Source organism: Thiohalocapsa sp. ML1 (genome assembly GCF_001469165.1).
Classification (GTDB): Bacteria; Pseudomonadota; Gammaproteobacteria; order Chromatiales; family Chromatiaceae; genus Thiohalocapsa.
Window position 1 is genome coordinate 1 of record NZ_JABX01000004.1, and the last position, 26,346, is coordinate 26,346.

The 26,346-nt window shown below is 68.8% G+C and carries 28 protein-coding genes and 1 tRNA gene; 8 read left to right on the forward strand and 21 right to left on the reverse strand.

The window, feature by feature from the left end; translation table 11 throughout:
- Positions 1-173: 173 nt before the first annotated feature.
- The 7 genes from ML01_RS03285 to ML01_RS03315 form a co-directional block, all read right to left on the reverse strand.
- On the reverse strand, positions 174-1,736 hold the full coding sequence (locus ML01_RS03285) for a porin (RefSeq protein WP_058553979.1): 1,563 nt from the start codon (positions 1,734-1,736) through the stop codon (positions 174-176).
- Between the two features lie 452 nt (positions 1,737-2,188).
- Entirely contained in the window at positions 2,189-2,383 is a 195-nt protein-coding gene (locus ML01_RS03290; RefSeq protein WP_082673916.1) for a hypothetical protein, read from the reverse strand.
- Between the two features lie 99 nt (positions 2,384-2,482).
- Positions 2,483-2,556: transfer RNA gene (locus ML01_RS03295), tRNA-Gln, on the reverse strand.
- A gap of 27 nt (positions 2,557-2,583) precedes the next feature.
- On the reverse strand, positions 2,584-2,979 hold the full coding sequence (locus tag ML01_RS03300) for a four helix bundle protein (protein ID WP_256363614.1): 396 nt from the start codon (positions 2,977-2,979) through the stop codon (positions 2,584-2,586).
- A gap of 18 nt (positions 2,980-2,997) precedes the next feature.
- Entirely contained in the window at positions 2,998-3,387 is a 390-nt protein-coding gene (gene rpsI, locus ML01_RS03305; protein ID WP_058553981.1) for a 30S ribosomal protein S9, read from the reverse strand.
- Positions 3,388-3,442: 55 nt separating this feature from the next.
- Positions 3,443-3,871: a 50S ribosomal protein L13 gene (gene rplM, locus ML01_RS03310; protein ID WP_058553982.1), complete on the reverse strand. Its 429-nt coding sequence runs from the start codon at positions 3,869-3,871 to the stop codon at positions 3,443-3,445.
- 379 nt (positions 3,872-4,250) lie between these two features.
- The gene (locus ML01_RS03315; RefSeq protein ID WP_058553983.1) at positions 4,251-4,577 is read right to left on the reverse strand and encodes a ferredoxin; all 327 of its coding nucleotides are present in this window, start codon (positions 4,575-4,577) and stop codon (positions 4,251-4,253) included.
- Between the two features lie 193 nt (positions 4,578-4,770).
- On the opposite strand from ML01_RS03315, the gene ML01_RS03320 reads away from it, so the two are divergent.
- Complete coding sequence (locus ML01_RS03320; RefSeq protein ID WP_254045125.1) at positions 4,771-6,003, forward strand: (Fe-S)-binding protein; 1,233 nt, start codon at positions 4,771-4,773, stop codon at positions 6,001-6,003.
- Positions 6,004-6,474: 471 nt separating this feature from the next.
- Positions 6,475-7,119 (forward strand): 2-polyprenyl-3-methyl-6-methoxy-1,4-benzoquinone monooxygenase, encoded by a 645-nt coding sequence (coq7, locus tag ML01_RS03325; protein WP_058553984.1) that lies wholly within the window; start codon positions 6,475-6,477, stop codon positions 7,117-7,119.
- A 52-nt stretch (positions 7,120-7,171) separates the two neighbouring features.
- Here the strand turns inward: coq7 and speD are convergent, their stop codons facing one another.
- The 3 genes from speD to ML01_RS03340 all read right to left on the reverse strand — a co-directional run bounded on the left by speD (position 7,172) and on the right by ML01_RS03340 (position 10,139).
- A complete protein-coding gene (speD, locus tag ML01_RS03330; protein WP_058553985.1) occupies positions 7,172-7,993 on the reverse strand; it encodes an adenosylmethionine decarboxylase in 822 nt (273 codons plus the stop codon).
- Positions 7,994-8,155: 162 nt separating this feature from the next.
- The gene (locus ML01_RS03335; RefSeq protein ID WP_058553986.1) at positions 8,156-9,730 is read right to left on the reverse strand and encodes a hypothetical protein; all 1,575 of its coding nucleotides are present in this window, start codon (positions 9,728-9,730) and stop codon (positions 8,156-8,158) included.
- Positions 9,723-10,139 (reverse strand): OsmC family protein, encoded by a 417-nt coding sequence (locus ML01_RS03340; protein WP_058553987.1) that lies wholly within the window; start codon positions 10,137-10,139, stop codon positions 9,723-9,725. The genes ML01_RS03335 and ML01_RS03340 overlap by 8 nt, the downstream gene beginning before the upstream one ends.
- Positions 10,140-10,388: 249 nt before the next feature.
- On the opposite strand from ML01_RS03340, the gene crp reads away from it, so the two are divergent.
- The gene (crp, locus tag ML01_RS03345) at positions 10,389-11,039 is read left to right on the forward strand and encodes a cAMP-activated global transcriptional regulator CRP (RefSeq protein WP_058553988.1); all 651 of its coding nucleotides are present in this window, start codon (positions 10,389-10,391) and stop codon (positions 11,037-11,039) included.
- Positions 11,040-11,663: 624 nt separating this feature from the next.
- On the opposite strand, the gene trpC is transcribed toward crp, so the two are convergent.
- The 7 genes from trpC to cfa form a co-directional block, all read right to left on the reverse strand.
- Positions 11,664-12,470, reverse strand: coding sequence for an indole-3-glycerol phosphate synthase TrpC (gene trpC, locus ML01_RS03350; RefSeq protein WP_058553989.1), 807 nt, complete (start codon positions 12,468-12,470; stop codon positions 11,664-11,666).
- A complete protein-coding gene (trpD, locus tag ML01_RS03355) occupies positions 12,467-13,489 on the reverse strand; it encodes an anthranilate phosphoribosyltransferase (RefSeq protein ID WP_058554147.1) in 1,023 nt (340 codons plus the stop codon). The genes trpC and trpD overlap by 4 nt, the downstream gene beginning before the upstream one ends.
- 105 nt (positions 13,490-13,594) lie before the next feature.
- Positions 13,595-14,179 carry an aminodeoxychorismate/anthranilate synthase component II gene (locus tag ML01_RS03360; protein WP_058553990.1) on the reverse strand — a complete coding sequence of 195 codons (585 nt, stop codon included), beginning with the start codon at positions 14,177-14,179 and terminating at the stop codon, positions 13,595-13,597.
- A 119-nt stretch (positions 14,180-14,298) separates the two neighbouring features.
- Positions 14,299-15,033 (reverse strand): DnaA regulatory inactivator Hda, encoded by a 735-nt coding sequence (hda, locus tag ML01_RS03365; RefSeq protein WP_058553991.1) that lies wholly within the window; start codon positions 15,031-15,033, stop codon positions 14,299-14,301.
- A gap of 41 nt (positions 15,034-15,074) precedes the next feature.
- Positions 15,075-15,677 (reverse strand): NAD(P)H:quinone oxidoreductase, encoded by a 603-nt coding sequence (gene wrbA, locus ML01_RS03370; RefSeq protein WP_058553992.1) that lies wholly within the window; start codon positions 15,675-15,677, stop codon positions 15,075-15,077.
- A 159-nt stretch (positions 15,678-15,836) separates the two neighbouring features.
- The gene (gene hslO / locus ML01_RS03375) at positions 15,837-16,715 is read right to left on the reverse strand and encodes an Hsp33 family molecular chaperone HslO (RefSeq protein ID WP_058553993.1); all 879 of its coding nucleotides are present in this window, start codon (positions 16,713-16,715) and stop codon (positions 15,837-15,839) included.
- Between the two features lie 21 nt (positions 16,716-16,736).
- Positions 16,737-17,933 (reverse strand): cyclopropane fatty acyl phospholipid synthase, encoded by a 1,197-nt coding sequence (cfa, locus tag ML01_RS03380; RefSeq protein WP_058553994.1) that lies wholly within the window; start codon positions 17,931-17,933, stop codon positions 16,737-16,739.
- 290 nt (positions 17,934-18,223) lie between these two features.
- Here cfa and ML01_RS03385 point away from each other — a divergent pair, with 290 nt between their 5' ends.
- Entirely contained in the window at positions 18,224-18,670 is a 447-nt protein-coding gene (locus ML01_RS03385) for a hypothetical protein (protein ID WP_058553995.1), read from the forward strand.
- A gap of 66 nt (positions 18,671-18,736) precedes the next feature.
- On the opposite strand, the gene ML01_RS03390 is transcribed toward ML01_RS03385, so the two are convergent.
- Together ML01_RS03390 and ML01_RS03395 are read right to left on the reverse strand one after the other, a co-directional pair.
- Positions 18,737-19,597, reverse strand: a complete 861-nt coding sequence (locus tag ML01_RS03390) for a DUF2887 domain-containing protein (protein ID WP_058553996.1) — start codon at positions 19,595-19,597, stop codon at positions 18,737-18,739.
- 244 nt (positions 19,598-19,841) lie between these two features.
- Positions 19,842-20,675, reverse strand: coding sequence for a metallophosphoesterase (locus tag ML01_RS03395; RefSeq protein WP_058553997.1), 834 nt, complete (start codon positions 20,673-20,675; stop codon positions 19,842-19,844).
- Between the two features lie 622 nt (positions 20,676-21,297).
- On the opposite strand from ML01_RS03395, the gene ML01_RS03400 reads away from it, so the two are divergent.
- From ML01_RS03400 to ML01_RS03415, 4 genes are all read left to right on the forward strand, one after another.
- Entirely contained in the window at positions 21,298-21,774 is a 477-nt protein-coding gene (locus tag ML01_RS03400) for a hypothetical protein (protein WP_058553998.1), read from the forward strand.
- A 35-nt stretch (positions 21,775-21,809) separates the two neighbouring features.
- Positions 21,810-22,079 (forward strand): DUF6489 family protein, encoded by a 270-nt coding sequence (locus tag ML01_RS03405; RefSeq protein ID WP_058553999.1) that lies wholly within the window; start codon positions 21,810-21,812, stop codon positions 22,077-22,079.
- Positions 22,080-22,252: 173 nt separating this feature from the next.
- Complete coding sequence (locus ML01_RS03410) at positions 22,253-22,840, forward strand: class I SAM-dependent methyltransferase (protein ID WP_058554000.1); 588 nt, start codon at positions 22,253-22,255, stop codon at positions 22,838-22,840.
- Between the two features lie 263 nt (positions 22,841-23,103).
- Complete coding sequence (locus ML01_RS03415; protein ID WP_058554001.1) at positions 23,104-24,027, forward strand: sulfurtransferase; 924 nt, start codon at positions 23,104-23,106, stop codon at positions 24,025-24,027.
- Between the two features lie 113 nt (positions 24,028-24,140).
- On the opposite strand, the gene ML01_RS03420 is transcribed toward ML01_RS03415, so the two are convergent.
- A complete protein-coding gene (locus ML01_RS03420; protein ID WP_058554002.1) occupies positions 24,141-24,782 on the reverse strand; it encodes a BMC domain-containing protein in 642 nt (213 codons plus the stop codon).
- Positions 24,779-26,122, reverse strand: a complete 1,344-nt coding sequence (locus ML01_RS03425) for a TAXI family TRAP transporter solute-binding subunit (RefSeq protein ID WP_058554003.1) — start codon at positions 26,120-26,122, stop codon at positions 24,779-24,781. Before ML01_RS03425 ends, ML01_RS03420 begins: the two co-directional genes overlap by 4 nt.
- Between the last annotated feature and the right edge of the window lie 224 nt (positions 26,123-26,346).

The window sequence follows — 26,346 nt, forward strand, 5'->3', positions numbered from 1 at the left end:
CGACGGGCTCCAGCATCGCGCTCGATCGCGGCTAAAGCCGCTCCCACAATGCACGCGCGATCCGCCCGTGGGAGCGCTTCATCCGCGTCGTAGGCATGCACAACAAAAAAACGGGGCCTGATGGCCCCGTTTTCTTCGACCCGGTCCTTCGGGTCAGCTCGCATTGGCGAGGATCAGAAGCTGTGGATCAGACCCAGAGAGAAGGCGTTCCAGTCCGGGTTGCCGCCCACTTCGCCGCTGGTGTCGTCGCTGACGTCCGTGTAGATGGCGTAGGCCTTGGTCCGCTTGCTGAAGCTGTGATCGAAACCGACGGCCCAGGTCTCGCGGTCGCCGCCGAGATCGCTGCGGATGTTGCTGAGGCTGAGCGTGTCGCGGGTCCCACCAAAGATGCGGGTATCGTCACGGTCGCGATCCACGGCACCGTACATGGCCTTGACCATGTTGTTGCCGAACGCGTAGCCGGCCTGCACCTGCCACAACTGCTGCTCTTTCGCACCCAGCGCGCTGGTGGCGAACGTCACGTTGCCGTCAGGATCCACATAGCCGCGCGTCGTGTACTGCTGGCCTTCTGGCAGGTCGTCCTGCTGCTCGTAGATCGCGGTCAGCGTGAAGCCGTTCCAGTCGAGCAGGCCCAGACCGATACGCCACTTGCTGTAGTCGTTGTCGACGAAGCTGCAACTTGCGGTCGGCTGGCCCGACGCGGTCAAGCAGGCGCCGCTGCCGCCCAGCGAGGTGTCCTCGTCCATGTACCAGCTATTGCTGATGGACTCGTACGCAGCCGAAGCAAAGAACGGGCCGTTGTTGTAGATGGCCGCCAGGGAGTAGGCCTCGAAGCTGTCGGAATCGACGCTCGGACCCTCACCGGCCGTGCTGCCGCCCGGTGCAACCGCGGCGAGTGCCAACGAGAAACCGGAGAAGCTCGGCGAGATGTACGCGACGGTGTTGTCGGTGCGCAGATCATCGAAGCCGACGGTGCCGTTGTAGTCCGCGACGGTGTCGGAGAACAGGTCCAGCTTGCCGGTGGAGATCTTCATCGGCGTGTCGTGACGGCCAACCAGGAAGGTACCCCAGTCGCCGGCAAGACCGAGGAAGCTGTTGCGCATTGCGACGGGGTCGCTGCCGCTCGAGATATCGCCGTTGGTGTCGTCTAACTGCACGGCGAACTCGACCTGGTAGATGGCCTTCAGACCATTGCCCAGATCCTCAGAGCCCTTGACGCCGACGCGGTTAGCACGGTCCTTACCCTGGCAGTAGCCCTTGCTCGAACGGCCGCTGATGCAGAAGCCGGAGAAGTTCTGCGCGCCGGTGTTGTCGATGATCGGGTTGCCGGCGGCGTCGGTCTTGATGAGCTGGATGCCCTCAAGATCAATACCTTCAACCTCGTCACGCTCAATGATGGTACCGGGCGCCACCGCCGTCGCAGTGCCGTCAACCTCGATCCATACGGTCTCGTCCGTTGAGTTTACGAAGGAGCCGCCCTTGACCTCACCGATTAGGTCGGCATCAGGATTAACCATCGGATCGGCGCTGAATACGTCGCCGACCGTGCCATCGACGTCGTCGACACCGACGTAATTGACGGTATCCACGGTGTCATACACCGGACCAACGGCATTGGTGACGTCCACATAATCAATGGACACATGCAGCTTGCCGTACAGGACGGCCTCTGCCAGGGCGGCGGTCGGCGCGGCGACTGCCGCGGCGACTGCCAGAGTAAGGAGCTTCTTGTTCATGCTGCTCTCCGCTGTTGTGAAAAACACTAAAGACCGCGCACGCTGACGCAATCACGTCATGCATTCGGAATACTAGACCAGGATGCGACATGGGGCAACCTGTTTTTTTGAAAAAAGCGACAACCCAAAAGGTATGTTGCTTATATGTGACACGGAGGGGAAGGGCCGAGGGCCGAGAAGGAGGAGGCCGCAGCCCGGCTGACGCTGGCTGCCCCGGGTACGCCGGACTGATCCGGCTCTTCCCGGGTGCGCCGGATTCATCCGGCTCTTCCCGGGTGCGCCGGACTGATCCGGCTCTTCCCGGGTGCGCCGGATTTATCCGGCTCTTCAGCGGCACGGTTCGGGCAAGAACAGCGAAACGTTGCGAGTATGCAACGCCAAGCCTGCGCGCCCTGCGGCGGCAGGCCGCCCGCGGCTGCAGCCAGCGGCGGCAACAACGGCCGTTGCGAGGCCTAGATTGCTTGGGGGCGCAGGCTGTTTGCAGATGACACCGCATCCCCCAGCGGCAGCAGCTCCGCAATCCGAACGCCGCGCAGGGACTGTCGCCGCATCTCCACGGCGATGGCAACGCCTTGCCACTCCGCGTCGCGTGGCAATACCTCGCCGCCCCTTTGGCGTTGACAGGCGTTGCCGGTCAGCACCAGCATGTCGCCTGCGGCGCGCTCCACAATGCGGCGGACGGTCGTCAGCCCGTGGTGGCCGGAACGATGTGACACAAGAAAGCCCGCGACAGCGCGGGCTTGAATTGGCTGGGGGACTAGGATTCGAACCTAGGTTGACGGAGTCAGAGTCCGTAGTCCTGCCGCTAGACGATCCCCCAAGTGAAACAGGTGCTAGGTGCTAGGTGCTAGGTGCTAGGTGGCGCATTTTCGACTTGTTTCAGGTCGCTGAAGCGCTTGATTAATCCTCCGAGCATGGCGCCTATCTCCTCCAGCTCTCGGAGCAGCGGCGTCGCTTGGGAGCGATCGACCAAGGCCGCTTCGATCCCAATCAGAAGCTGTGTCCAGCACTCCGCGCAGGAGCCTTTCGCCACCCTTAAGAACTGGCACCTTTCCCGCACATAGTCACGCTCGTATCCCTCAGCGATGTTCGAAGCAATCGACAGCGCCGAGCGCGTGATCTGATTTCGAAAGCCGCTGTCCCTGCACCCCGTTGTCAGCGCGTACATCTGAACGGAAAGTCGGCACGCCCGCTTCCAGACCTCGAGACTGCGCAATAGCTGCAAGGTCCTAGCACCTAGCACCAAGCACCTAGCTCCTGATTAGCGCTTCGAGTACTGCGGTGCCTTGCGCGCCTTGTGCAGGCCGACCTTCTTGCGCTCGACCTCGCGGGCGTCGCGGGTCAGGAAGCCGGCGCGGCGCAGCGGGGAGCGCAGGTTTTCGTCGTACTGGACCAGTGCGCGGGCGATGCCGTGGCGGATGGCGCCGGCTTGGCCGGTGGTGCCGCCGCCGACGACGGTGGCGCGTACATCGACGCGCTCGCCGAGGTTGACGGCCTCCAGTGCCTGGCGCACGACCATGCGCGCGGTCTCGCGGCCGAAGAACAGGTCGAGGTCGCGATTGTTGACGGTGACGCGGCCGCTGCCGACGCTGAGAAAGACCCGCGCGGAGGCGCTCTTGCGGCGTCCGGTGGCGTAGTGGATGTCCGGCATAGTCCTAGGTGTCCGAATAGAAATGATGCTTGCGCCGGTCGGCCCGCGTCGGGGCTCAGACCTCGAGCGGCTCTGGCTGCTGCGCCTGGTGACGGTGCTCGGGGCCGGCGAAGACCTTGAGCTTCTTGAACATCGCACGCCCCAGCGGACCGCGCGGCAGCATGCCCTTGACGGCCGCCTGGATCACCCGCTCAGGGTGCTCGTCGAGCATCTGTTGGAGGGTGCGGGATTTGAGGTTGCCGACGTAACCGGTGTGGCGGTAGTACATCTTGTCGGCCAGCTTGTTGCCGGTGACGCGCACCTTTTCGGCGTTGACGACGACCATGTAGTCGCCGGTGTCCACATGCGGCGTGTACTGCGGCTTGTGCTTGCCCCGCAGGCGGCGGGCGAGCTCGGTGGCGAGCCGGCCCAGCGTCTTGCCGTCGGCATCGACGAGATACCAGCTCCGCCGCACTGACGCAGGCTTTGCGCTCTCTGTGCTCATGTCCGTCGCTCCAAGAAAACCGTTCCGAGAAATGGGCGCCGCCGGCAGATCGCAGGGAGTCCGGCGCGCGTGATGATCGCTATGAGGCCCCGGTGCGGCGGCACAGCACGACGCGCGCCACGAAGCCCGAGAAAGCCGCGCATCATACCCGAAGCGCTTCGCCCGCCGCAATACTCGGCAACGCAATCGACCCCCTTTTGCAGATGAGTCAAGCTTCGCGGCGACACGAGGCAAAAGGGCCGAGGGCCAAGGGAGCCCGCCTTGGCCCTCGGCCCTCGGCCCTCGGCCCTCGGCCCTTGGTTGCTCTCGCTGTCGTCAGCGAGAGTCCACGGCAGACGACAACGACAAGGCTGACACGGCCTCGGTCTGCGCTGCGGCACTAGCCCGGCAGTCGCAGCCGCTCGACCACCTCGCCGCCGATCAGGTGGCTTTGCAGGATATCTTCGAGGTCCTCGGTGTCAACGTAGGTGTACCAGGTGCCCTCCGGATAGACGACGACCACGGGGCCTTCGCTGCACCGATCCAGACAACCCGCGTTGTTGATACGCACCCCGCCGGGGCCGGCAAGCCCAAGCGCCTTGGTGCGTTGCTTGAGGTAGTCGCGGGAGGCCTGCGCACCGCATTGGCCGCAGCACTGCCGGCCTTCCTCGCGGACATTGGTGCACAGAAAGACGTGGTACTTGTAATACGGCGTCGGTGTGGACATGGTGTCGCGCTCTCCATCGGCGCTGTCGCTCGCTGTGTTGGACACTGGCGTCGCACAATGGCGCCCCCCGGCTGCCGAACCAAGCCGGATGCCGCAACGCGGCCGATGTCATCGACGCCGGGCGCATCGCCGCGCATCCTCCGCCTTCACCAACCCGCTGCCGCCCCGCACCAGACCTTGGACGATCAGGACCTTGGACGATCAGGAGCTCCTTCGCCTCGCCGACCAGTGCGTCAAGTGCGGACTGTGTCTGCCGCATTGCCCGACCTTTCGGCTTGCCCATCACGAGGCCGACTCGCCGCGGGGGCGCATCGCGCTGATCCAGGGCCTCATCGGCGGCCAGCTCGCCGAGAGCGCGCGCCTGGCGGCCCATCTCGACGGCTGCCTGGAATGCCGCGCCTGCGAGGTCGCCTGCCCGTCGCTGGTGCAGTTTGGCAAGCTGATGGACGCGGCGCGGGCGGAGCGCGTCGCGCGGCTGCCGGCGCCGGCGCGCTGGTGGCGCCGCACGCGGCTCGATCTGCTGAGCAGCGGGCGCACGCTGCCGCTGCTCACGGCGCTGGCCGCGGTGTATCGGGGGCTTCGCGTCGGCGCGCTCGCGCGGTCGGCGGGGCTGCTCGGCCGGCCTCGGCTGCTGGTGCTGCATGGCCTCGCGGCGCGCCTGCGCCGGCCCGCGCCGGTGGACGCCGGTGCGTCCGCCGCCGGCACGGCCGCCGCGCCGCCCATCGCGCTCTTTCTCGGCTGTGTCGCCCGCGCACTGGAGCCCGACGTCATGCAGGCCGCGCAGCGCGTATTCACCGCGCTCGGCATCCCGGTGACGGTGCCGGCGGGCCAGGGCTGCTGCGGCGCAATGCACCGGCACAACGGCTTCCCGGACGCCGCGGACGGGCTGCTCGCGCACAACCGCACGGCGTTCGGCGATGCGACCGTGGTCGGGGGGGCGAGCGCCTGTGTTGCGGAATTGCAGCTCGCGCTGCCGGCCGTCGAGCTGTGCCGGGCGCTGCTGGATGTGCCTTGGCCCGCGACGGCGGCGCTGGCACCGCTCGACGGCACCGTGGCCGTGCACGAGCCCTGCTCGCACCGCAACCAACTGCGCGACACCGTCGCCGTGTACGCACTGCTCGGGCGCATCCCGGGGCTTAAGGTCGTGCCCCTGCCTGGCAACGACACTTGCTGCGGCGCGGCGGGCACCTATCTGTTGGACCATCCGGAGACGGCGCTCGCCCTCGCCGATGCCAAGGTCGCCGCGTTGTCGGCGCTCCGCCCGCGCTGGCTCGCGACGACGAACACGGGCTGCGCCGCTCACCTGGCGGCAGCGGCCACCGCCGCGGGGCTTGATGTCGAGGTGCTGCACCCGGTGCAGTTGCTGGACATCGCATTGAAACAAGGGCCGAGGGCCGAGGGCCGAGGAGGGCTCCCTCGGCCCTAGCCGGGCCGGGCACGGCCGGAGAGCCGACCTCCAGGTCGGCTCCGCAGTTGCGACAGCAGTGCATCCCGCTCTGTGGCCGTGTTGACCTGGAGGTCAACACTCCAGTCAACGCCCGTCAACACCGCGAACGTTCGATTACGACCACGATTACGACCACGATTATGACGACGAAACCACGGTCTCCGAGGTCGCCCCGTTCGAAACTTGACTCATCTGCAAGCATTTGGCGTCGCCAAGCAATCTAGGGCGCAACACGCCCGGAGGCGTTCTTCTTTCAAACTTCACCCTTCAAACTTCACCCTTTTCCTCCCTTCACCCTTCAAACTTCACCCTTTTCCTCCCTTCACCCTTCAAACTTCACCCTTTTCCTACCTTCACCCTTCAAACTTCACCCTTTTCCTCCCTTCACCCTTCAAACTTCACCCTTTTCCTCCCTTCACGCTTCAAACTTCAAACTTCTGGTAAGCCAGCATGACAACCCGCGACTACACCCACCTCGACCAACTCCTGATGAGCTTCGACTCGGCGCTGCGCACGGTGTTCGGCCGCCCGCGGGTCACGGAGCGCGCGAATCCCGCCGAGCAGTTTGCGGATGTCGATCTGAGCGACGATGAGCGCCGGCACGTAGGCGGCCTGATGCGGGTGAATCACACCGGTGAGGTCTGTGCCCAGGCGCTGTATCAGGGGCAGGCGCTGACGGCGCGGCTCGCCGAGGTCCGCGCGAGCCTGGAGCGCTCCGCGCAGGAGGAGAACGACCACCTGGCCTGGTGCGAGCAGCGGCTGCAAGAGCTCGGCACCCGCAAGAGCCTGATGAACCCGCTCTGGTACGCGGGCTCCTTCGCGATGGGCGCCGCGGCCGGCCTGGCCGGGGACAAGTGGAGTCTGGGCTTCGTCGTCGAGACCGAGCGGCAGGTGGAGGATCACCTCGACGACCACCTGGCGCAGGTGCCGAGCGACGATCAGCGCACCCGCGCCATCCTGATGCAGATGAAAGCGGACGAGATCCACCACGCCGACGTCGCCCACGCCGCCGGCGGCGCGCCGCTGCCGGCGCCCGTCAAGATCGCGATGAAGACGGTGTCGAAGGTGATGACCCGCGGGGCTTACTGGATCTGACCCCGCCGCCGGGCCGCGGCGGCCCGGGCGATCGATGGCCGCGGCGGCGCCGTTACTCCCAGCCGGCGATGTCGCGGCTCAGGTTGCGCCCGTAGAAGATCTCCATCATCTCGCGGCGCACGAGCCGCTGGATGCGGTTGTACTCCTTCTCGGACAGGGACTTGGAGTCGATGCAGAACAGGTAGTCGTCCAGGTGGAACTGATCCACGACCATCTTGGTGTGGAATAGATTCTCTTGGTACACGTTCACATCGATCATCTGATAGCGGTTCTTCGTGTCCCGCCGCAGATAGTTCTGGATCGAGCTGATGTTGTGATCGATGAAGTGCTTGCGCCCGCCCACGTCGCGGGTGAAGCCGCGCACGCGGTAGTCCATGATCACGATGTCCGATTCCAGCGAATAAATCAGATAATTCAGCGCCTTCAGCGGGGAAATGATGCCGCAGGTGGACACATCGATGTCCGCCCGGAAGGTGCTGATGCCGTTGTGCGGATGGCTCTCCGGGTAGGTGTGGACCGTGATGTGGCTCTTGTCCAGATGGCCGACGACCGCATCCGGCAGCGGGCCCGGCGTCGCGGAATTGGCATGTGCGTCGCCCGCCACGTGCTCCTCCGCGATGAGCATGGTCACGGAAGCGCCCTGCGGCTCGTAGTCCTGGCGCGCGATATTGAGCACATTGGCGCCGATGATCTTGGCGACATCGGTGAGGATGCCGGTCAGGCGCTCGGCGTTGTAGGCCTCATCAATGTAGGCGATGTACGCGGCACGCTGCTCGTCGGAATCCGTGTAACAGATGTCGTAGATGTTGAAGCTGAGCGACTTCGTCAGGTTGTTGAAGCCGTGCAGTTTGAGCCGTTTGGACGTCTTGGGCATGGTGCTTTGGGTCACCTCGTGCGCTGGGGCGGTGCGTGGAGAGGCGCGCACGCTACGCGCGTGCGCGAGGCATTTCAAGCCAATTTCTTGTGACAGTCCGGGCCGGCGGCGGAGCCGGTGCGGCGCGCCGGGCAGCGCGCCGAGCAGCGCGCCGAGCAGCGATCAATCGGCGGCGCAGAGGGCGGCCGTCAGCTCGCGCACAGCGTCGGCCCCCAGCACCGCGGCGAGGGCCGCCGTGGCCGGCACGGGGCCCCGGGAGAGCAGCGCGTCGTGGAAGCCGCGCAGGTCTTGCGCGCCTGGTGCTGCCGCCACCCGCGCGCGGGCCGCGCGGATCAACCGCCAGCCGAGCACCGCGGCCAGGGCATCGCCCGGGCGGCGGATCAGCGCGGCGAGCACGCAGTCCGGCTCGCCCAGCGCGGCGGCACGCACCCGGGCTTGGTCGAGCGGGACGCGGCCGAGATGCAGGTCGAGGTCGAGCCGCGCCAGGGCGATGGCCGCCTGGCGTGCCTGGCCCACGACACCGGCGTCCAAGCCGGCGGGGGCCTCCGCCAGCAGCTCCTCCAGCGCCAGCGGCCAGCCGCCGACCAGCGAGCCGCCGCCCGCCAACAGCCGCGGCAGGGAGCGGGCGGCCATACCGCCGCCGAAGGTCAGCGTGTGCAGCCCGCCCCAGCCGAGCCGCAGGCAGCGCAGCCGCTGCGCCGCGGGCGCGAGCCGGCAATCGCCGCTGCCGTCGGCAACATAGAGCGTGCCGCGCCCGCGGGTCAGGTCCGGCACGTAGTCGAGACCCGCAAGCTCGTCCGGCGCGGCCTGGCCGAGCGCCGACGCGGCGCCGGGCCGCGGGCAGGCCGGCCCGCCGGCGACGCCGAGCACCGCCGCCGGCAGCGTGAACAGGCCCCGCGCCTGCAGCAGCGCCTGCTGCCGCGTGCACTCCACGCCGACGCCGTCCGGGGGCGGCGTCTCGGCAGGCGGCGCAGCGCCCGCGGCGGCGTCCGCGAGCCGCTCCAAGAGCCCCGCACAGTCGGCCGGCGCCAGGTCCAGGCGGTGGCGATGGCGGAGCAGAAAGCCCAGTTGTTCGGCGCCCGCGCCGCAGGCGCCCGCCGCGCGCGGCGCCAAGTCGCTGCGCAGCGCCGCGGCGTATTGCGCGAGCGCCGTCGCCGCCGCCTCGGCGACCGTTTCCAACTCGCCGGTGCCGTGGCAATGGGCGCGCAGCCAGCGGCTGCGGGTCAGCTCACGCAGGTAGACGGGGCCCGCCTCGGCGGCGTGGAGCGCGGCCGCCACCAACGGCGGCGGGATCAGCTCCGCCATCGGCATCAGTTGCGTCAGCGCGAGCCGCAGGTGCGCCGGCACCGCCTGCAGCAGCGCCAGCAGATCCTCGCGCAGCGCGGCCGGGGCGAGCAGCGTCAGGCGGTGAATGGTTGTGAGCGGCAGGAACCGCAGCGGGTCCCGGCGGCGCCAGTCGCGCTCTAGCAGCTCGCGGTGCTCCACCCGCGCGAGCCCGAACATGAGCTCTGCATCCAGGCGCCGCGCCGGGTCCAGCGCGCCGTGGTCGAGCTCCTCCAGCGCGACGATGAGCGTCTCAAGCCAGCTCGCGAGTGCCGCGTGCTCGTCGTCGGACTGCGGCGGCAGCAGGTCGCCGTAATCGCCGAGCCCCACTGCCAGCGCGGCCTCCGGGTGGAAGCGGAACCAGACGGCGAAGAACTCCCGGGCGAGCGCGTCGAAGGCCGCGGACTCAGGCATCCCGGATCTCGAAGTCGTGCGTCACCGCGGCCACGGCGCCAAGCATGATAGACGCGGAGCAATATTTCTCAGCGCTGAGCGCGATGGCGCGCTCCACCTGCTTCGGCTTCAGGTCGCGGCCCGTCACGATGAAGTGGACATGGATGCGCGTGAACACCTTCGGGTCCGTGTCGGCGCGCTCGGCGGCGAGCTCGACGACGCAGTCCGTCACGTCCGCGCGGGCGCGGCGCAGGATCATCAGCACATCGAACTGCGTGCAGCCACCCAGACCGAGCAGCAGCATCTCCATGGGCCGCACGCCCAGGTTGCGCCCGCCCAAGTCCGGCGGGCCGTCCATGACCAGGGCGTGGCCGCTGCCGGACTCGCCCACCATTGCGGTGCCTTCGAGCCACTTGACCCGGGCCTTCATCGGCGTTGCTCCTGTCGGTAAATTCGAGTACGCGGCTGCTGATAAGGTTTTACCCATGCCAGACATGGCGGATTGTCCGCACTGTGTTATCAGGAGATTTCGCGTATCTTTCGGTGGCTTGCACTGCTGCCCGCGGCGACACTTCGCGCCGCGAGCGTGGACGAGCGACCAGCGGCCACAGGCTACCACGGATGCCCGGCCGCTAGAGCGCGCCGACACGCACGAACCACCAGAACCGACCAACGCGCCATGCAGAAATTCGTTCCCCAGGCCGACCCCGAATGGCTCGCCCCATTCATGAGCTACTGCCACACCAAGCAGTACGAGAAGCGGTTCGACTTCATCCACGCCGGTGAACCGGCAGAGACCCTTTACTACCTGGTCGAGGGCTCGGTCGCGGCGCTGATCGAGGACGAGGACCACCGCGAGCTGACGCTGGCGCACATCAACGCGGGCGAGTTCATCGGCGAGATGGGGCTCTTTTTGCCGCAGAAGACCCACAGCGTCATCGTCCGCACCCGCACCAAGTGCCGCGTGGCCGAGATCAGCTATCGCCGGCTGGAGCAGGTGCTCGAGCGCGAGCTTCGGGACTTTGCCCTGCCGATCCTGTTCGCCATCGGCCGGCAACTGTCCATGCGCCTGCAGCGCACCAGCCGTAAGGTCGGCGACTTGGCCTTCGTGGACGTGACGGGGCGCATCGCCGGCGCGCTGCTGGATCTGTGCAAGCAGCCGGACGCCATGACCCACCCGGATGGCATGCAGATCCGCATCACCCGTCAGGACCTGGGCCGCATCGTCGGCTGCTCCCGGGAGATGGCCGGACGCGTGCTGAAGGCACTGGAGGAGCAGGAGCAGATCAGCGTGAAGGGCAAGACCATCGTTGTGTTCGGAACCCGTTGAAGAAGGGGCTAGGGGCTAGGGGCTAGGGGCTATGGGCTAGGGGCTAGGAAGGCATCGCGTCAGACCGACGAGTCGTGCTCTTCGGTATCGAGATCGAAATCGGTATCGAGATCGCACCTCTCATCGCCGTAGTGAGGGTTTCAGCCTCCTCGTAAACCCAGGCGACGCAACCGATCGAGGGACGGTAGAGGTCGAGCTTCGCCGCGACCCGGTGTCACGTCGTGTCGATGCCGATAGCGATTTCGATAGCGATACCACTTGCCCGCCCGTCGCCGAGCCAGAGCCGGGCTGGAGAGCCGACCTCCCGGTCGGCTCCGCACTCGCGACATCATCCCGCTCTGTCGCCGTGTTGACCTGGAGGTCAACACTCCAGTCAACGCCCGATTACGACCACGATGGCTCGCCGCCGGCGCGGCGGACCGGGATCGCCGGCTTTCCAGCCGGCTCGCCGCCGACGCGGCTCGATGCCGCGTCGGCGGCGCCTAGGCCGATAAGTGGCCACATGCGCAGTCGTCCGCCCGGCGGCACGGCATGGGCTACCGCCCGGCTCCCGCGCCGCAGATCGCGCGCCGAGGGCATCGAGCCCCCCCTAGCTCCTAGCTCCTAGCCCCTAGCCCCTAGCCCCTAGCCCCTGAACAGCTCGGCGAGCTTCGCGCCCGGGTCCGCGGCGCGCATAAAGGACTCGCCCACCAAAAAAGCGTGCACGCCGTGGCTTCGCATCAGGGCCACGTCGTCGCGGCTGTGGATGCCGCTCTCGGTGACCGGGAGGCGGTCGGCGGGCAGTTGCGGCAGGAGGTCGAGCGTGGTCGACAGGCGCACCTCGAAGCTGCGCAGATCCCGGTTGTTGATGCCGATGAGCCGCACCGGCACGGCGAGCGCGCGCGCCAGCTCGGCGGCGTCGTGCACCTCCAGCAGCACGTCCATGCCGAGCCCGTGGGCCGTGTCCGCGAAGTCCTTAAGCTCGGCGTCGTCGAGGCAGGCGGCGATGAGCAGGATGCAGTCGGCCCCGAGCGCGCGGGCCTCATGGATCTGGTAGGCGTCGATGATGAAGTCTTTGCGGATCACCGGCAGCGGGCAGGCGCTGTGGGCCTCCACGAGGTGCTCAAGCTCGCCTTGGAAGAAGTCCCGGTCCGTCAGTACGGACAGGCAGGCGGCGCCCGCCTCCGCGTAAGACAGCGCGATGTCCGCGGGCCGAAAGTCCTCCCGCAGCAGGCCCTTGCTCGGGCTCGCGCGCTTGATCTCGGCAATGACGCCGGGCCGGCCGCGGTCGATCTTCGCGGTCAGCGCCGCGGCGAAGCCCCGCGGCGGCTCTACCTGCGCCATGACCACGGACAGCTCGGCCAGCGGGCGGGCGCGCTTCGCCACCGCGACCTCCTCGGCCTTGCGGGCGACGATGCGCTTTAAGATGTCCGGCGTGTCGGCGGCGCTCATGCGAAGCTCGCCGTCAGTTGCACCAGCCGCTCCAGGCGCTGCTGCGCGGCGCCCGCGGCGATGGCCGCCCGCGCCGCGTCGATGCCGTCGGCATGGCTGTCCGCGACCCCGGCGGCATAGATAGCCGCACCGGCGTTGAGCAGCACGATGTCGAGCGCCGGGCCGGGCTCGCCTGCCAGCGCCGAGCGCAGCATCACCAGGCTCTGCTCGGGGTTCTCGACCCGGATGGCCGCGAGCGGCGCCTCGCTGAGCCCGAAGTCGCCGGGTGTGATCTGCCGTCGCGTCACCTCCCCGTCGGCGAGCTCCGCAATGTGGGTCGGCCCGGCGATGCTGATCTCATCGAGCCCGTCCGCCGCGTGCACCACCAGCACGCGCTCGGCGCCGAGGCTGCCCAGCACCGCCGCCAGCGGTTCCACCAGCGGCTCCGCGAAGACGCCGAGCACCTGCCGGCGCACGCCGGCGGGGTTGGTGAGCGGACCCAGCACGTTGAACAGCGTGCGCACGCCGAGCTCGCGCCGCGGGCCGATGGCGTGCTTCATGGCGCCGTGGTGGGCGGGCGCGAACATGAAGCCGACGCCGACCTCGCGCACGCACTGTGCTACCTGCTCCGGCGTCAGGTCCAGCTTGACGCCGGCGGCCTCCAGCACGTCCGCGCTGCCGGACTTCGACGACACCGAGCGATTGCCGTGCTTGGCGACGTGGCAGCCGGCGGCGGCGGCGACGAACATGCTCGCGGTGGAGATATTGAACGTGGACGCCCCGTCGCCGCCCGTGCCGACGATGTCCACGGCATAGGGCAGATCACCGATGTCCACGCCGGTGGCGAGCTCGCGCATCACCGCGGCGGCGGCGGCGATCTCCGGCACCGTCTCGCCCTTGAGCCGCAGCGCCACCAAAAAGCCCGCGATCTGCGCCGGCGTCGCGCCGCCGGTCATGATGCAGCGCATGCACGCGGTCATGTCCGGTCCGTCGAGGTGATGCCCGTCGATGACGCGGGCGATGGCTTGCTTGATATCGATGGGGGTGGTCATTGTCGCAGCGTTGCCGGGGGTGAGTCCTCGGCCCTCGGCCCTCGGCCCTGTTTCCAAAAGGGGCCGAGGGCCAAGGGCCGAGGCAGATTTCGTTCAGACTTGCTCGGCGAGAAAGTTCCGCAGCAGCTCATGCCCATGCTGCGTCAGGATGGACTCGGGATGAAACTGCACGCCCTGCACCGGCAGCTCGCGGTGGCGCAGGCCCATGATCTCGTCGCGGCTGCCGTCCTCCCGGCAGGTCCAGGCCGTCACTTCCAGGTGCTCCGGCAGCGTCCCTACGTCTACGACGAGCGAATGATAGCGGGTCGCCTCGAACGGCGAGTCGAGCCCTGCGAACACGCCCTCGCCGGCATGGTGGATGGGCGAGGTCTTGCCGTGCATAACGGCGCGCGCCTTGATCACGTCGCCGCCGAAGGCACGCCCGATGGACTGGTGCCCCAGGCAGACGCCGAGCACCGGCACGCGGCCGGCGGCGGCCTGGATCAGCGCCACGGAGATACCCGCCTCATCCGGCGTGCAGGGCCCGGGCGAGACCACGATGTGGCTCGGCGCCAGCGCAAGGGCCGCGTCCACGCTGACCTCATCGTTGCGCAGCACGCGCACCTCGGCGCCGAGCTCACCCAGATACTGCACGAGGTTGTAGGTGAAGGAGTCGTAGTTGTCGATCATCAGCACCATGGGTGCGGTCCTGTGCGTTGCGGTGCGCCGGGACGGCGCGGAGCCGGCCCAAGGCATCGGCGAAAACCCTGCATTGTCGCCGAGATGGGCCGCATAGCAAGCACCGCGCGCCGGCGACTTCACACGGCAGGGTCGTTACCCCCGCCGTCGTCAAGGTTGCGCTGCAACAGCTTGCCCACGAGCCGCGGCGTCGGCGCCCGGCGCAGGGCCAAGGTCGCGCGGTCCAGAGCGTCCAGCAGCGCCAGCAGCGAGGCGACGTCGCGCGGGCTGAAGGTGAGGATGTAGCGCAGCGTCGGCGCATCGAGCACGAGCCCCCGCGCCGCCGCCTCGCGCTGCAGGAGCGCCGCCCGACCCGCGTCATCCAGCGGCACGACGGCGTAGGTCGCGCAGGCGGTGAGCCGCGAGCTGAGGTCCGGCAGCACAAGCCCCAGCGCCGGCGCCGGCGCGCGGGCCGCGAACAGGAGCCGGCCCTGGCGCTGGTGCTGGGCGTTGTATAGGTTGAACAGCGCCAGCTCCCAATCGCGCCGGCCGGCCACGGCGTGCAGCGCGTCGATGGCGATGGCATCGCAATGCTCGGTGTCGTCCAACACCGACGGCTCGAGGCCGGGCAGGTCGAGCTGCACGAAGCGCACCGTGAACCCGGCGGCCAGCGCGGCCTGGCAGGCGGCGTGCAGCAGGTGGCTCTTGCCGCTGCCGGACTCGCCGTGCAGCAGCAGGTGGCAGGCTATGGGCGTCGTCGCCCAGTGGCGGAGCGCCGCGATGACCTCGGCGTTGGCGTCGGCGACGAAGCGCTCGAAGGCACCCCGCTCCGGCAGCCGCAGCGGCAGGCAGAGCTGGTCCGGCAGCGTGCTCATGGGCAAGGCGCGGCCACCGGGACCGGACGGAACGCCGCCGCTCAGCCGGCGAGCGCGCGGGCGGTCTGGGCGAGCCGCCGGCCCAGGGCTTGGCAGAGGCGCTTTTCGGCGTCGGTCACCGGATTGGCGTTGTCGATGCCGGCCACGTGCGACGGCCCGTAGGGCGTGCCGCCGGCGTCGGTATGCAGCAGGTCGGTCTCGCTGTACGGCAGGCCGAGCAGCAGCATGCCGTGGTGCAGCAGCGGCAGCATCATGGAGACGAGCGTCGTCTCCTGGCCGCCGTGCAGGCTTGAGGTGGAGGTGAACACCCCCGCCGGCGTGCCGGCGAGCGCGCCGCTCAGCCAGAGCGGAGAGGTGCCGTCCAGAAAGTACTTCATCGCCGCGGCCATGTTGCCGAAGCGGGTCGGGCTGCCGAGCGCCAGCGCCGCGCAGTCGCGCAGGTCATCGAGCGTCGCATAGGGCGCGCCCGTGTCCGGGATGCTGTCGGCGACGGCCTCGGCGACGGTGGACACCGCCGGCACGGTGCGCAGCCGCGCCACCATGCCGGCCTCCTCGACACCGCGCGCCACCTGCCGCGCCATCTCGGCGGTGGCGCCGTAGCGGCTGTAATACAGGACCAAAACGTAAGGGGAATCGGCAGTCATATTGAACCTCCGTGGTGACTTCGGGCCGCCGACGCGGCGAAGTACGCGAGCATAGCGTCAGGCAGACCGCGGCGCACACCGGGCCGAGGGCTGCGTGCTGATGAACGACGGCTCGCCTAGCCCCTAGCCCCTAGCCCCTAGCCCCTAGCCCCTTCTTCATCAGTGTCTCAAATCCTGCACCCCCGCCGGCACGACGCTGTCGCTGAAGAGCCCGCGTGCATCGACGGCATCGAAGCGATAGTCGCGGTTGCAGAACTCGCAGGTCACGGCGATCTCGCCCTGCTCGGCCAGGATGCTGTCGACCTCCGCCTCGCCCAGGGCGCGCAGCGTCTCGGCGATGCGCCCGCGGGAGCAGCTACACCGAAACGCCACCGGGTCCGGCTCGAACAGGCGCACGTCCTCCTCGTGGAACAGCCGGTGCAGCAGCTTCTGCACCGGCAACGACAGCAGCTCGCGCTCCTCCACGGTGTCGGCGAGCGCGACGGTGCGGTCCCAGCCATCCGTGTCCTCCACCGGCCCCGGCACGCGCTGGAGCATGAGCCCGACCACACGGGCGCCGTCCACGGCCAGCCAGAGCCGCGTCGGCAGTTGCTCGGAGTGACCGAAGTAGGTCTCGATGGCGGCGGCGATGCCGGCCCCCTCCAGCGGCACGATGCCCTGGTAGCGCTCGCCGCGGGTCGGCGTCAGCGTCAACGCCAAGTGGCCGGCACCGAACTGGTGCTCCAGCGCGCCGTGCGGCACGTCGCCGTCCCAGCGCGCGAGGCCGCGCACCGTGCGCTGGTGCGTGCCCTGCACCACGAGGGTGCGGATCGGGCCGCTGCCCCGGGCCTGGAGCGTGAGCGAGCCCTCGAACTTGAGCGTCGCCGTCAGCAGCAGCACGGAGGCCAGCGCCTCGCCGAGGGGCCGCTGCACCGGCCCGGGATACGGATGGCGCGACAGCACCGCCTGGTAGGCGGCGTCCAGGCACACCAGCTCGCCGCGCACGCCTAAGCGCTCGAACAGGAACCGGTGCAGGCTGTCCGGCTGCGGCCCGCTCATGTCGGTTGCCCCCGGTCACCGTCAGCGCATCGACCGATAGACACCCGGCCGCCCGCGCTTGGCCAGCACGAGCTGCCAGACCTGGCCCTGCCGCGAGCGGAAGAAGCCCGCCGAGGCGTGCAGGTAGTATTTCCACATGCGATAGAAGACATCGTCGTAGCTCGGGCGAAGCGCGGGCCAGGCGGCGTCGAAGCGCTGCCACCAGGCCATCAGCGTCGGATCGTAGTCAGGACCGAAGTTGTGCCAGTCCTCGATGATGAAGGGGCCTTCGAGGCCTTCGGTCAGCTCCCGGGCCGAAGGGATCTTGCCGTTCGGGAAGATGTAGGCATCGGTCCAGGGGTCGGTGATCGGGACAGTGCGGCTGTTGCCGATGGTATGCAACAGAAACAGGCCGTCGTCGGCGAGCATCCGGCGCGCAATATCGAAGTAGCCCCGATAGTTGCGCACGCCGACGTGCTCAAGCATACCCACCGACGCGACCCGCTCGAAGCACCCGCCCACCTGCGCCGGCAGGTCCCGATAGTCCATGACCCGAATGTCCACCGGCAAGCCCCGGCAGCGCTCGCGGCCGAGCTCCGCCTGGCGGCGCGAGACGGTGATGCCGACCACCTCAACGCCGTGATGCTCCGCCGCATACGCGGCGAGCCCACCCCAGCCGCAGCCGATGTCCAGCAGCCGCTGGCCGGGGCTGAGCGCCAGCTTGCGGCAGATGAGGTCGAGCTTCGCGCGCTGCGCCGCCTCCAGGGTGTCCGCCTCAAGCCAATAGGCGCAGCTATAGCTCATGGTTGGGTCGAGCATGGCCTGGTAGACATCGTTGCCGATGTCGTAGTGACGCTCGCCGACGCTGAAGGCCCGCGCGCGGGACTGGCGGTTCATGAGCCGGTCCTTGAGCCAGGCGAGCGCGAAGTGAAGCCATGCGGCATGGTTCAGCCCATCGTCGAGGTCATGGCGCAGCAGCCGCGCAAAGGTCTCATCCAGCCGCTCGCTGTCCCACGCGCCCGCCATGTAGGCCTCGCCGAGGCCGAGGGAGCCGCGCCGCAGCGCCTCGCTGTAGACCCGCGCGTCGTGGACCCGGATGTCCCAGGGCCGGCTGCCGTTGATGCGCACACCAGTGGGCGCGAGCAGCCGCTCGGCAAAGGGCGGCGGCGCCGTGGCTGGCGCCTGTGGGATATAGCTCGCGCCTGTCTCGACGGTGTCGGTTCGCTGACTCGTTGCCATGGGCCCGGACTCCCTAACCGGCATGTGCCGGCCAGCCAATGCTTGTTGTTGTCGCCTTGATGCCGCGTGTCATGGACGCGGCGTTGTCGTGCCGCCGATAACAACGCATCGGCGCCGGTGACGCAAGCTGGGAGATGTGTCCGGAGATGTGTCCGGAGATGTGTCCGGAGACGTGTCATCAGAGCACTGACACGCGCAATCGATATGCCTCGGGCGGTTGCCAGTAGCGGTGCAGGATGGCTTAGGCTATGCGCGTATCTCTCAACGCTGCGACCGTCAACAGAATGCCGATGAACCCAAGCACCCCATCAGCTCGCCACCACCCCGCCGGCGCCGATCTCAGCGCGCTGCCCGCCGCACTCGCCGCGCTGATGCTGGCGGCAACCCTCGCCGGCTGCGCCGCCCAGCCCGTGGTCTACGGCGGCGGCGGCGTCGCGCAGGCCGACATCGACGACTGCAAACGCCTGGCCCGCGCGGCCGGCGCCGGTGCCCAGGGCGGCCAGGTGGCGCGGGACACCGCGCTCGGTGCCGCCGCCGGCGGTGCCGCAAGCGGCGCCTGGTCCGCGGTGCGCGGCGACAGCGACGTCGGCAACCGCGCCGCTGCCGGCGCCGCCGCCGGTGCTGCGGTGGGGTTGGTGCGCGGCGTCGCACGCGGCAGCGAGCCGAGCGGCGCCTTCAAGGCCTACGTGAACCGCTGCTTGAGCGAGCGCGGCTACGACGTGGTGGGGTGGAACTGACCCTTCCCAAAAACCCAGCACAGCGCACGGGCGCGCGAGCACCGTCGGCCCGGCGCCGGCGGGTGCTCAGGGCTCGCCCAGCCAGTCCCGCAGGGCCGACGCGCTGTCGAGGTCGAAGATGGCGTCGGCGAGCGCTTCCAGGCGCGCGAGCGGCAGTGCATCCAGGCGGGCCTCCAGCTCCGGGGCCAGGGGGCCGAAGCGCCGCCTGGCGAAGCGCAACAGCAGCTCCACGGCTTCCTCCTGCCGGCCCTGCTCACGGCCGATGGCCACCAGTTCCTTGTAGGCGCGGGTCTCTTCGAATGAGGTCTCGAAACCGAGCATGGTCAATAGCTCCCGATAGTTCAGGTGGCTGAAGCGCACCGTCAGCCACGAAAAGAAGACGTCGGTCAGATGCTCGCGCACCGACGCCGGCAGCGCCGCGCTCCGGATGCGCCCGAGCGCCTGTGGCCCCTCGCGCCGCAGCCGCTCGCGATCCACCACCCGATAGGGCAGAAACACGGCGAGCAGCGGATGCCCCGGCTCGCGCCGCTCCAACGCGTCCAGGATCGGCGCCAGGTAGGCCACGCGCAACGGCGGGTCCGGCTGCTGGGACGCCGCGTACCAGGGCTCGGTGCGCGGATCGAGCCCCGGCTCGGCGAACAGGATCAGCCCACGCACCACGCGCTCCGGATGACGCTCGCCGACCAGCCCCAGCTCTACCACCGAACGATAGTAGATCTTCGTATCGGCGCGGGCCTGAAACTCGATCACCCAGACGGTCTCATCGGGCGCCTCCGGCAGCAGCACGCCGTCGGTGCGCCGGTCGAGCCCTTTGACCTCCAGGGCCTCGAAACGATACGGCCCGCGCACGCGGATGCCGCCGGTCAGGATCGCCAGGGTCTCGGCGTCGGCACCGAGCAGGGTGTAGATCTCGCGGTCGGTCTTCATGTGGGTGTGATCGGCTGGCGTTGTCTTGATCGCCGGTCGTCGTCGAATCACGACAGCGACAACGACCCGAGACAATCTCGGCACTTGGTGAAGAATCAGACGCTTTTCGACTACGCAAGACACGAAAACACGCGAAAAGGACGGCCGTTGGCCGAGTACTTTTCGCGCTTTTCGCGTGTTTCGTAGTTCCTCTTTCAGTCGTCGATGGCGTCAGCGCTTTAACCCGATCTTGCTCACGCTTGCACTACAAGCCGCGCAGAAACTCATCCACCGACTTCGCGAGCGTAATCTCGCCGCGCAGTACGGCCTTCTCGTAGCGCGGGCGCCAGCCGGAGATCAGCAGCGTGGCGCGCTCCCACTCCAGATAGATGACCCGCGCGAGCGGACCGGCCTCGTCGAGGAAGCCCGAGGTCTCGAACTCTTGCGCCGCCCGCGCGCGGTCGTAGGGGACGCGCACCAGCTCCGTGTGCCAGCGCCCGCCGTGCCACGTAAAGCGGCCGTAGCTGCTGCGGACGTCGCCGTCGAAGGGCGAGCCGACGGAGCCGACGTTGACCACGTCCATGCCTTGGGTGCGGCGCTGGTGGGTCCGATGGGTGTGGCCGGCAACGAACAGCGCGACCCCCTCCGGCAGCTTGCCCACAAGGGACTCGTCCGTGGTCGCGGCGGTGATGCCGTCGCGGTTGTCGGCCAGGGTGCCGTGGGTCACATGCATCCACGCGTCTGCGCCCGGCGGGTGCAGGCAGAGATGATCCGGCCAGCCCCGTAGCCGCTCCGCCATGGGCTCCACCTGCCGCCAGGCCCAGTCCGTGAACAGGCGGAGCTCGCGCTCGCCTTCGGACTTGGGCGTGCTGGCACCGCAGCCGAGCACCCAGATCTCGTGGTTGCCGTTCACCGGCAGCCAGCCCTGCTCGCGGCGCTTCGCGTCGAACAGCGCGAGGCAGCGGCCGCTGTCCGGCCCGCGGTTGACCAGATCGCCGGCCATGACGACGAGGTCCGGCCGCCAGGCCTCGATGTCTTCGATAACCGCCTCCAGCGCGGGCAGCACGCCCTGCACGTCGGAGAAGACCGCGACCTTCATGCTGATTGCTCCCGTTGGTGAGTGTCTACGGCATCGGAGCGGCCGAGCATGGCGCGCTCCGTGCGGCACTTTACGCGAAAGAGTTGAAGAAGGGGCTAGGGGCTAGGGGCTAGGAGCTAGGAGCTAGGAGCTAGGGGCTAGGGGCTAACGAGCCTTCGCCTCGGACCGACGAGTCGATTGCTCATCGAAATCGCTATCGAAATCGAAATCGAAATCGAACCGAGTGCCGAGTGCCAAGTGCCAAGTGCCAAGTGCCAAGTGCCAAGTGCCAAGTGCCAAGTGCCAACCGATCCCGATCTCTGCGCCGCGGGGCAGTGAGGCGCGGGAACGGCGGAGACTCGGCAGCGCAGCACTTGCCCTCCCGTAGCCGAGCCGGAGCGGGAGCCGGGCCGGGCCGGGCCGGGCCCGGCCCGGCCGGAGAGCCGACCTCCAGGTCGGCTCCGCAGTCGCGACAGCAGTACATCCCGCGCTGTGGCCGTGTTGACCTGGAGGTCAACACTCCAGTCAAGCCAAGCGCCCTGTCTGGGGTTAAGCTTGCAAATCGTGCGGGCAGCTCGCGTCCTGCCCGGTTTTTGTCTCCGCGCCGGCCTGGCCACGCGCCCCAACGCTCAAGCATCGCCCCATGACCGAAGAACACCCCGCCGCCTTCTCCGAAACCTCCGACCCGGACTGGGACATGCCGCTGACGCTGCGCATCACGCCGGGGCTTATCGTGCATGCGCTGATGGAAAATGCCTCCGGCGTGCACACGGGCTGGGAGAGCTGCATCGACGAGGCCGCCGCGCTGTCCGAGCTCGTGGTCATGGACGACACCGGCAGCGCCGCCGTGCGGCTGGTGGAACAGGAATTTGCGGACGAGGAGGACCCGGAGGCCGCCTGGCACGACTGGGCGGTGGAGGTACGCATCGGGCGCGTGGTCACCACCGGGCATTACTCGGTGCGCTCGAACGCGCCGCCGCTCGACTGGGACTGGCACCTGCGCGAGGCCGAGCGCACCTTCGAGCGCGCCTGCGTGCTGCTCGGCCGCCGCGTGCGCCGCGGGCTCGCCATCGAGGAGCCGCTGCCGCAAGAGCTGCCGCCGCGGGCGAGCCGGCATTGAGACAGCGGAACATCCACGCAAACAGAGGAATTGCCATGAAGATCCATGTCGACCTAGACATCACGCCGGACGAGATGCGCAAGCTGATGGGCCTGCCCAATGTCGAGGCCTTCCAGCAGCAGTTGCTGGACGACATCCGCGAGCGCATGCGTGCAGGGGCCGAGGGCTACGACCCGCTGAAGCTGTTCCAGCCGTATGTCGCAAGCAGCCTCGCCGGCATGGACATGCTGCAGAAGCTCTTCAGCGCCGGGCTCAACAGCGGTGGCAGCACGCCTGCCCGCACGGGCGGCGACGGGCAGGACTGAGCCGCGCGGGCGACCGGGCACGCACGCCGGTCGCGCAACCCGCGGGCAAAACCTGCACGCTCGACGCGTGTTAGGCGCCGGCCGTGCCTTGAAGCTCGTGCCCGTGTCGCTCCGCCGCTATCATCCGTGTTCGAAGAGCCAATTTTTCCCCCAGCTTTTCGGGAGACCTATCCGTGCCCAAGCGCGCTAATGGCCATCTGCTCTTCTTGCAGCAATTCCTGCGGCATCCGCAGCAGATCGGCTCGATCATCCAGAGCTCTGCCTTCCTGGAGCGCCGCGTCATCACCGCGGCCGACATCGCCTCGGCCGATCTGGTGATCGAGCTCGGTCCCGGCACCGGCGGCATGACCCGGGCCATGCTGGAGGTGCTGCGGCCCGACGCCAGGCTCCTCAGCATCGAGATCAACCCGCACTTTCACGAGCAGGTGAGCGCCATCGACGACGCGCGCCTCATCGCGCACCTGGGCAGCGCCACGGACATCGGCGCCATCGCCGCCTCCCATGGCCTGGGGGCGCCGCACGCGGTCGTCTCCGGCATCCCCTTCTCGACCATGAGCCGCACGCTGGGGACGCAGATCATCGCCGAGGTTGCCGGGCTCCTGGCGGACAGCGGGCGCTTCGTCGCCTACCAGTTCAACCCCCGCGTCGCCAGCCTGGCGCGACCGATACTCGGCGTGCCGGAGGTAGGCACCGAGCTGGTGAACATCCCGCCCATGCGGGTGTTTCGTTGGGATAAGTCGGCGCGGCACCAGGTTGCGTAACCGCCGCACGCTTGCAGATGAGTCAAGTCACGGCGACAAGGCGCTTGCGGGCAACAGGCCAAGGGCCAAGGGCCGAGGGAGCCCTCCTCGACCCTTGGTTCAGTTGCACCAACGAGAGGGCTGCGCAGGACGACGCTCCCTGCCCTGGTCGGGCTGCAGGGCCATGCCGGTACGCAGCCGACGGTTGAATCGCCGCGGTGGCAGCCACCACTTCCGCGCATCCGTCAACGACCGGCCTCGTTGGAGACCCATTGGAGACTCACATGATCAAGCACCTGATGCTGCTGCTCGCGCTCATCGCCGCGGCCCCCCTCGCCGACGCCGCACCGGCCCCCGCCATCGTCGATGCCGCCTGGCTCAAGGCCAACGCCGCCGACGTGGTCGTCGTGGACCTGCAGGACCCGAAGGCCTTCGCCCGCTTCCACATTCCGGGGGCCGTGAACCTGGCCTACGACGCCTGGCGCACGCAGGCGCCGAAGGGCAACAAGGACCCCGCCGTACTCCAGTCCATGCTACCGCCGGTGGAACGGCTCGCGCCCATGCTTGGCACGGCCGGCATCGGCAACGACGACCACGTGGTGATCGCCGCCACCGGCCGGGGCGCCGGCGACCTCGCCGCAGCAGCGCGGGTGTTCTGGACCTTCAAGGTGCTCGGGCACGACGCCGTGAGCGTGCTCGACGGCGGGCTGGTGGGCTATGCGGAATCCGGCGGGCGCCTGGTGCAGGGCACGGAGCAGCGCCCCGCGACCACCTTCACCGCCAAGCCGCGCCCGGAGCTGGCACCGGACGCCGCCGCGGTGCAGGCCTTGCTCGCCGACGGCGCGCTGCCGGTGGATGCGCGCAGCGAAGGCGAGTACGTCGGCCTGTACACCGGTGACAGTGACGAGCGCCCCGGCACCATCCCGGGCGCCAAAAGCTTGCCGCATGATTGGATCGCGGCGGACGGCTCCGGGAAACTTCGCACCGCCGGCGCTTTGCGGCAGCTCTTCGCAGCCCGCGGCATCGACCCCGCCGCGGAGCAGGTGCACTTCTGCCACAGCGGCAACCGCGCCGCGCTCACCTGGTTCGCGGCCTATGCGCTGTTCGGCAACGAGAACGCCAAGCTCTACGACGGCTCGATGATGGAATGGGCGCAGACCGTGGACTTGCCCGTTGCCGCCGAGATCGAGCTCTGCGACGCGTGCTGAGTGTCAACCTGCGAGAGGGCCGGCCAGGCGCGCTCAGAGCCTGGTGCGCTCAGAGCCCGGCGCACTCAGAGCCCGGCGCACTCAGAGCCCGGCGCGCCCAGAGCCCGGCGCGCTCAGAGATGGTGCGCGATGACCGGCCGCTCGTGGCCAGAGAGGGCCTCCACCGCGGCGACGGCCGCGGCGCCGGCCTCGTCCACGTCGGCTTCGGTTCCGGACAGCGTGAGCCGGCCGAAGGCGCCGACGGCGCGCACGTCGATGATGGTGATGTTCGCGGCCTTCTCGGCCTGATTCGCCGCGTAGACGATGTAGCCCGCCGGATCGGTCTCCAGGATGAACATGCTCTGGCCGGGCAGGATCATGGACCCGCGCCGGTTCTGGCGATTGATGAGCACCGAGTGGTCCGGCGTCATGGCCCGGATGATTTCCTTCCATGCCACACGGCACTTCTGCCGGTCGTCCTGCTCGGCATGCAGGTGCTGCAGCAGGATGCGGCCCGCCTCCAGTACGTCGCTTTGGTCGCGCTGGTGGATGACCATGGAGCCGAAGGCACGCTCCACCACCTGCTGCGCCAGATGCACGCGGGTGGCCTTGAGCGCGATGTCCGTGAGCCGGTGGATGGCCATGCCGGGCGAGACCTCGACCCACAGGCAGGCGTCGCCGGGGATGGGCAGAAAGCCCTGCGACACCGTGGCCATGTACTCGGCGAGCTGGGGTTGCAGGGAGTCGATATAGATGTAGGTGCGGAGCTTGATCATTGCGTCGGTGCGTCGGTGCCGACGCCGTCTAGCTTCTGTTGCAGCAGTCTGATGTGAAGGCGGAGATTGTACAGTTGATCGGTGTAGCCGAGCGGCACATCGATCTGCGCCGCGTCGGCATCGATCTGCACGAGCCGCGCACGCAGCGCCGCCGCGGTGTCGGCCGGAACCTCCTCGGCAGCAAGCTCGGCATCGATGCGCCGCAGTTGCACGTACCAGCGCAGGATGCGTCGACGCACCCGCCACGCATAAACCGGCGGCAGGATCTTGATCAGCGGGAAGGCCAGCGCGAGCAGCGGCAGCAGCATCACCTTGGTGCGGTCGATCCAGGTCGCGACCCAAAACGGCAGGTAGCGTTGCAGGAAGGGCGGCCCCTGCTCGTAGTGGCGCTCGGCGTCCGGGCTCATCGGAAAGTCCGAGTACCGCTGCGTCGGAAAAGTGCCGGGCGACGCCAGCAGCGAGCCGCCGCCGTGGACGCGCGTCGCAGCCTGGATCAGCAGATCCACCAGCGCCGGATGGAGCTCCGGGCGGGCGACAAGGTTTGCCGTCGCGGCCACCAGGGTCAGGTCCTCGCGCGGCTTGTCCTGCGCCAGGTCCAGCACCCCGCGCGGCAGCGCGAGCACGGTGAGCGCCGGGTCGATGCGCGCGTAGGCCGCGGCGCGCGGCAGCCCTTGCAGGCGGACCTTGGGGTGGCCCAGCAGCTCGCGCAGCACCGGTGCATCGGGCGATCCGACCATGCACATTAGATCCAGATCGCCCGTGATGAGCGCCTGCGCCGATGCCTCTGCCGGCTCGGCGATGAGACCCGCGTCGTCGCCGTCGATGCGGTTCAGCGCCAACAGGCGCAGCACCAGCCGGCGCGTGCCGCTGCCCTCGGCACCGGCGCCGATGCGGGCACCGACCAAGGCGTTGAGCGGTCGCATCGGCGCGTCTGCCGGGGTAAAGAGCCACAGCGGCTCGTAGAACAGGCTGCCCAAGCCGCTCAGGCGCTCGCGCTCCGCGTCGGTGGCGATGCCGCCCTGCACTAGGGCGAGGTCGACCGGGTCCTCCTCCCGCAGCAGGCGCTCCAGGTTGTCCACGCTGCCGTTGGTCTCCTCCACGTGGAGACTGATGCCGTATCGGGCGAGCACATCCCGGTAGGCCTCGGCGTAGCCGATGTAGGCGCCGCCAGGTGCCCCGGCGGCGATGCTGATCTCCTTCGGCGGTGCCGGCTGCACGAACTGGAGCGCCAGCCAGAAGCCGAAGGCCAAGAGCAGCGCGCTGCCGCCGAACAGCAGGACCGTCTCCCAGCGGCCACCATGGCGGCGTTTCGGCGGTTTGCGGCGGCGAATGTCGGGCATGGGGGCAGCGTCTCAGGAGCGCGCGGGGGGTCAGGATCAGGGCAGAGCGGCCCGCGGCGGGTCGTCCGCCGGCCCGCTCGCGCTGCGGGCGTCCGGGGCGAAGGCGGCCGCCCGGTGCCGGTGGACGGCATTGCCGGTGCGCTCCTGCAAACGCTGCGATTGTACAGTTGAACGGCACGCCCGAGCACGGCTGCATCGGGATCGGGATCGGGATCGATATCGCG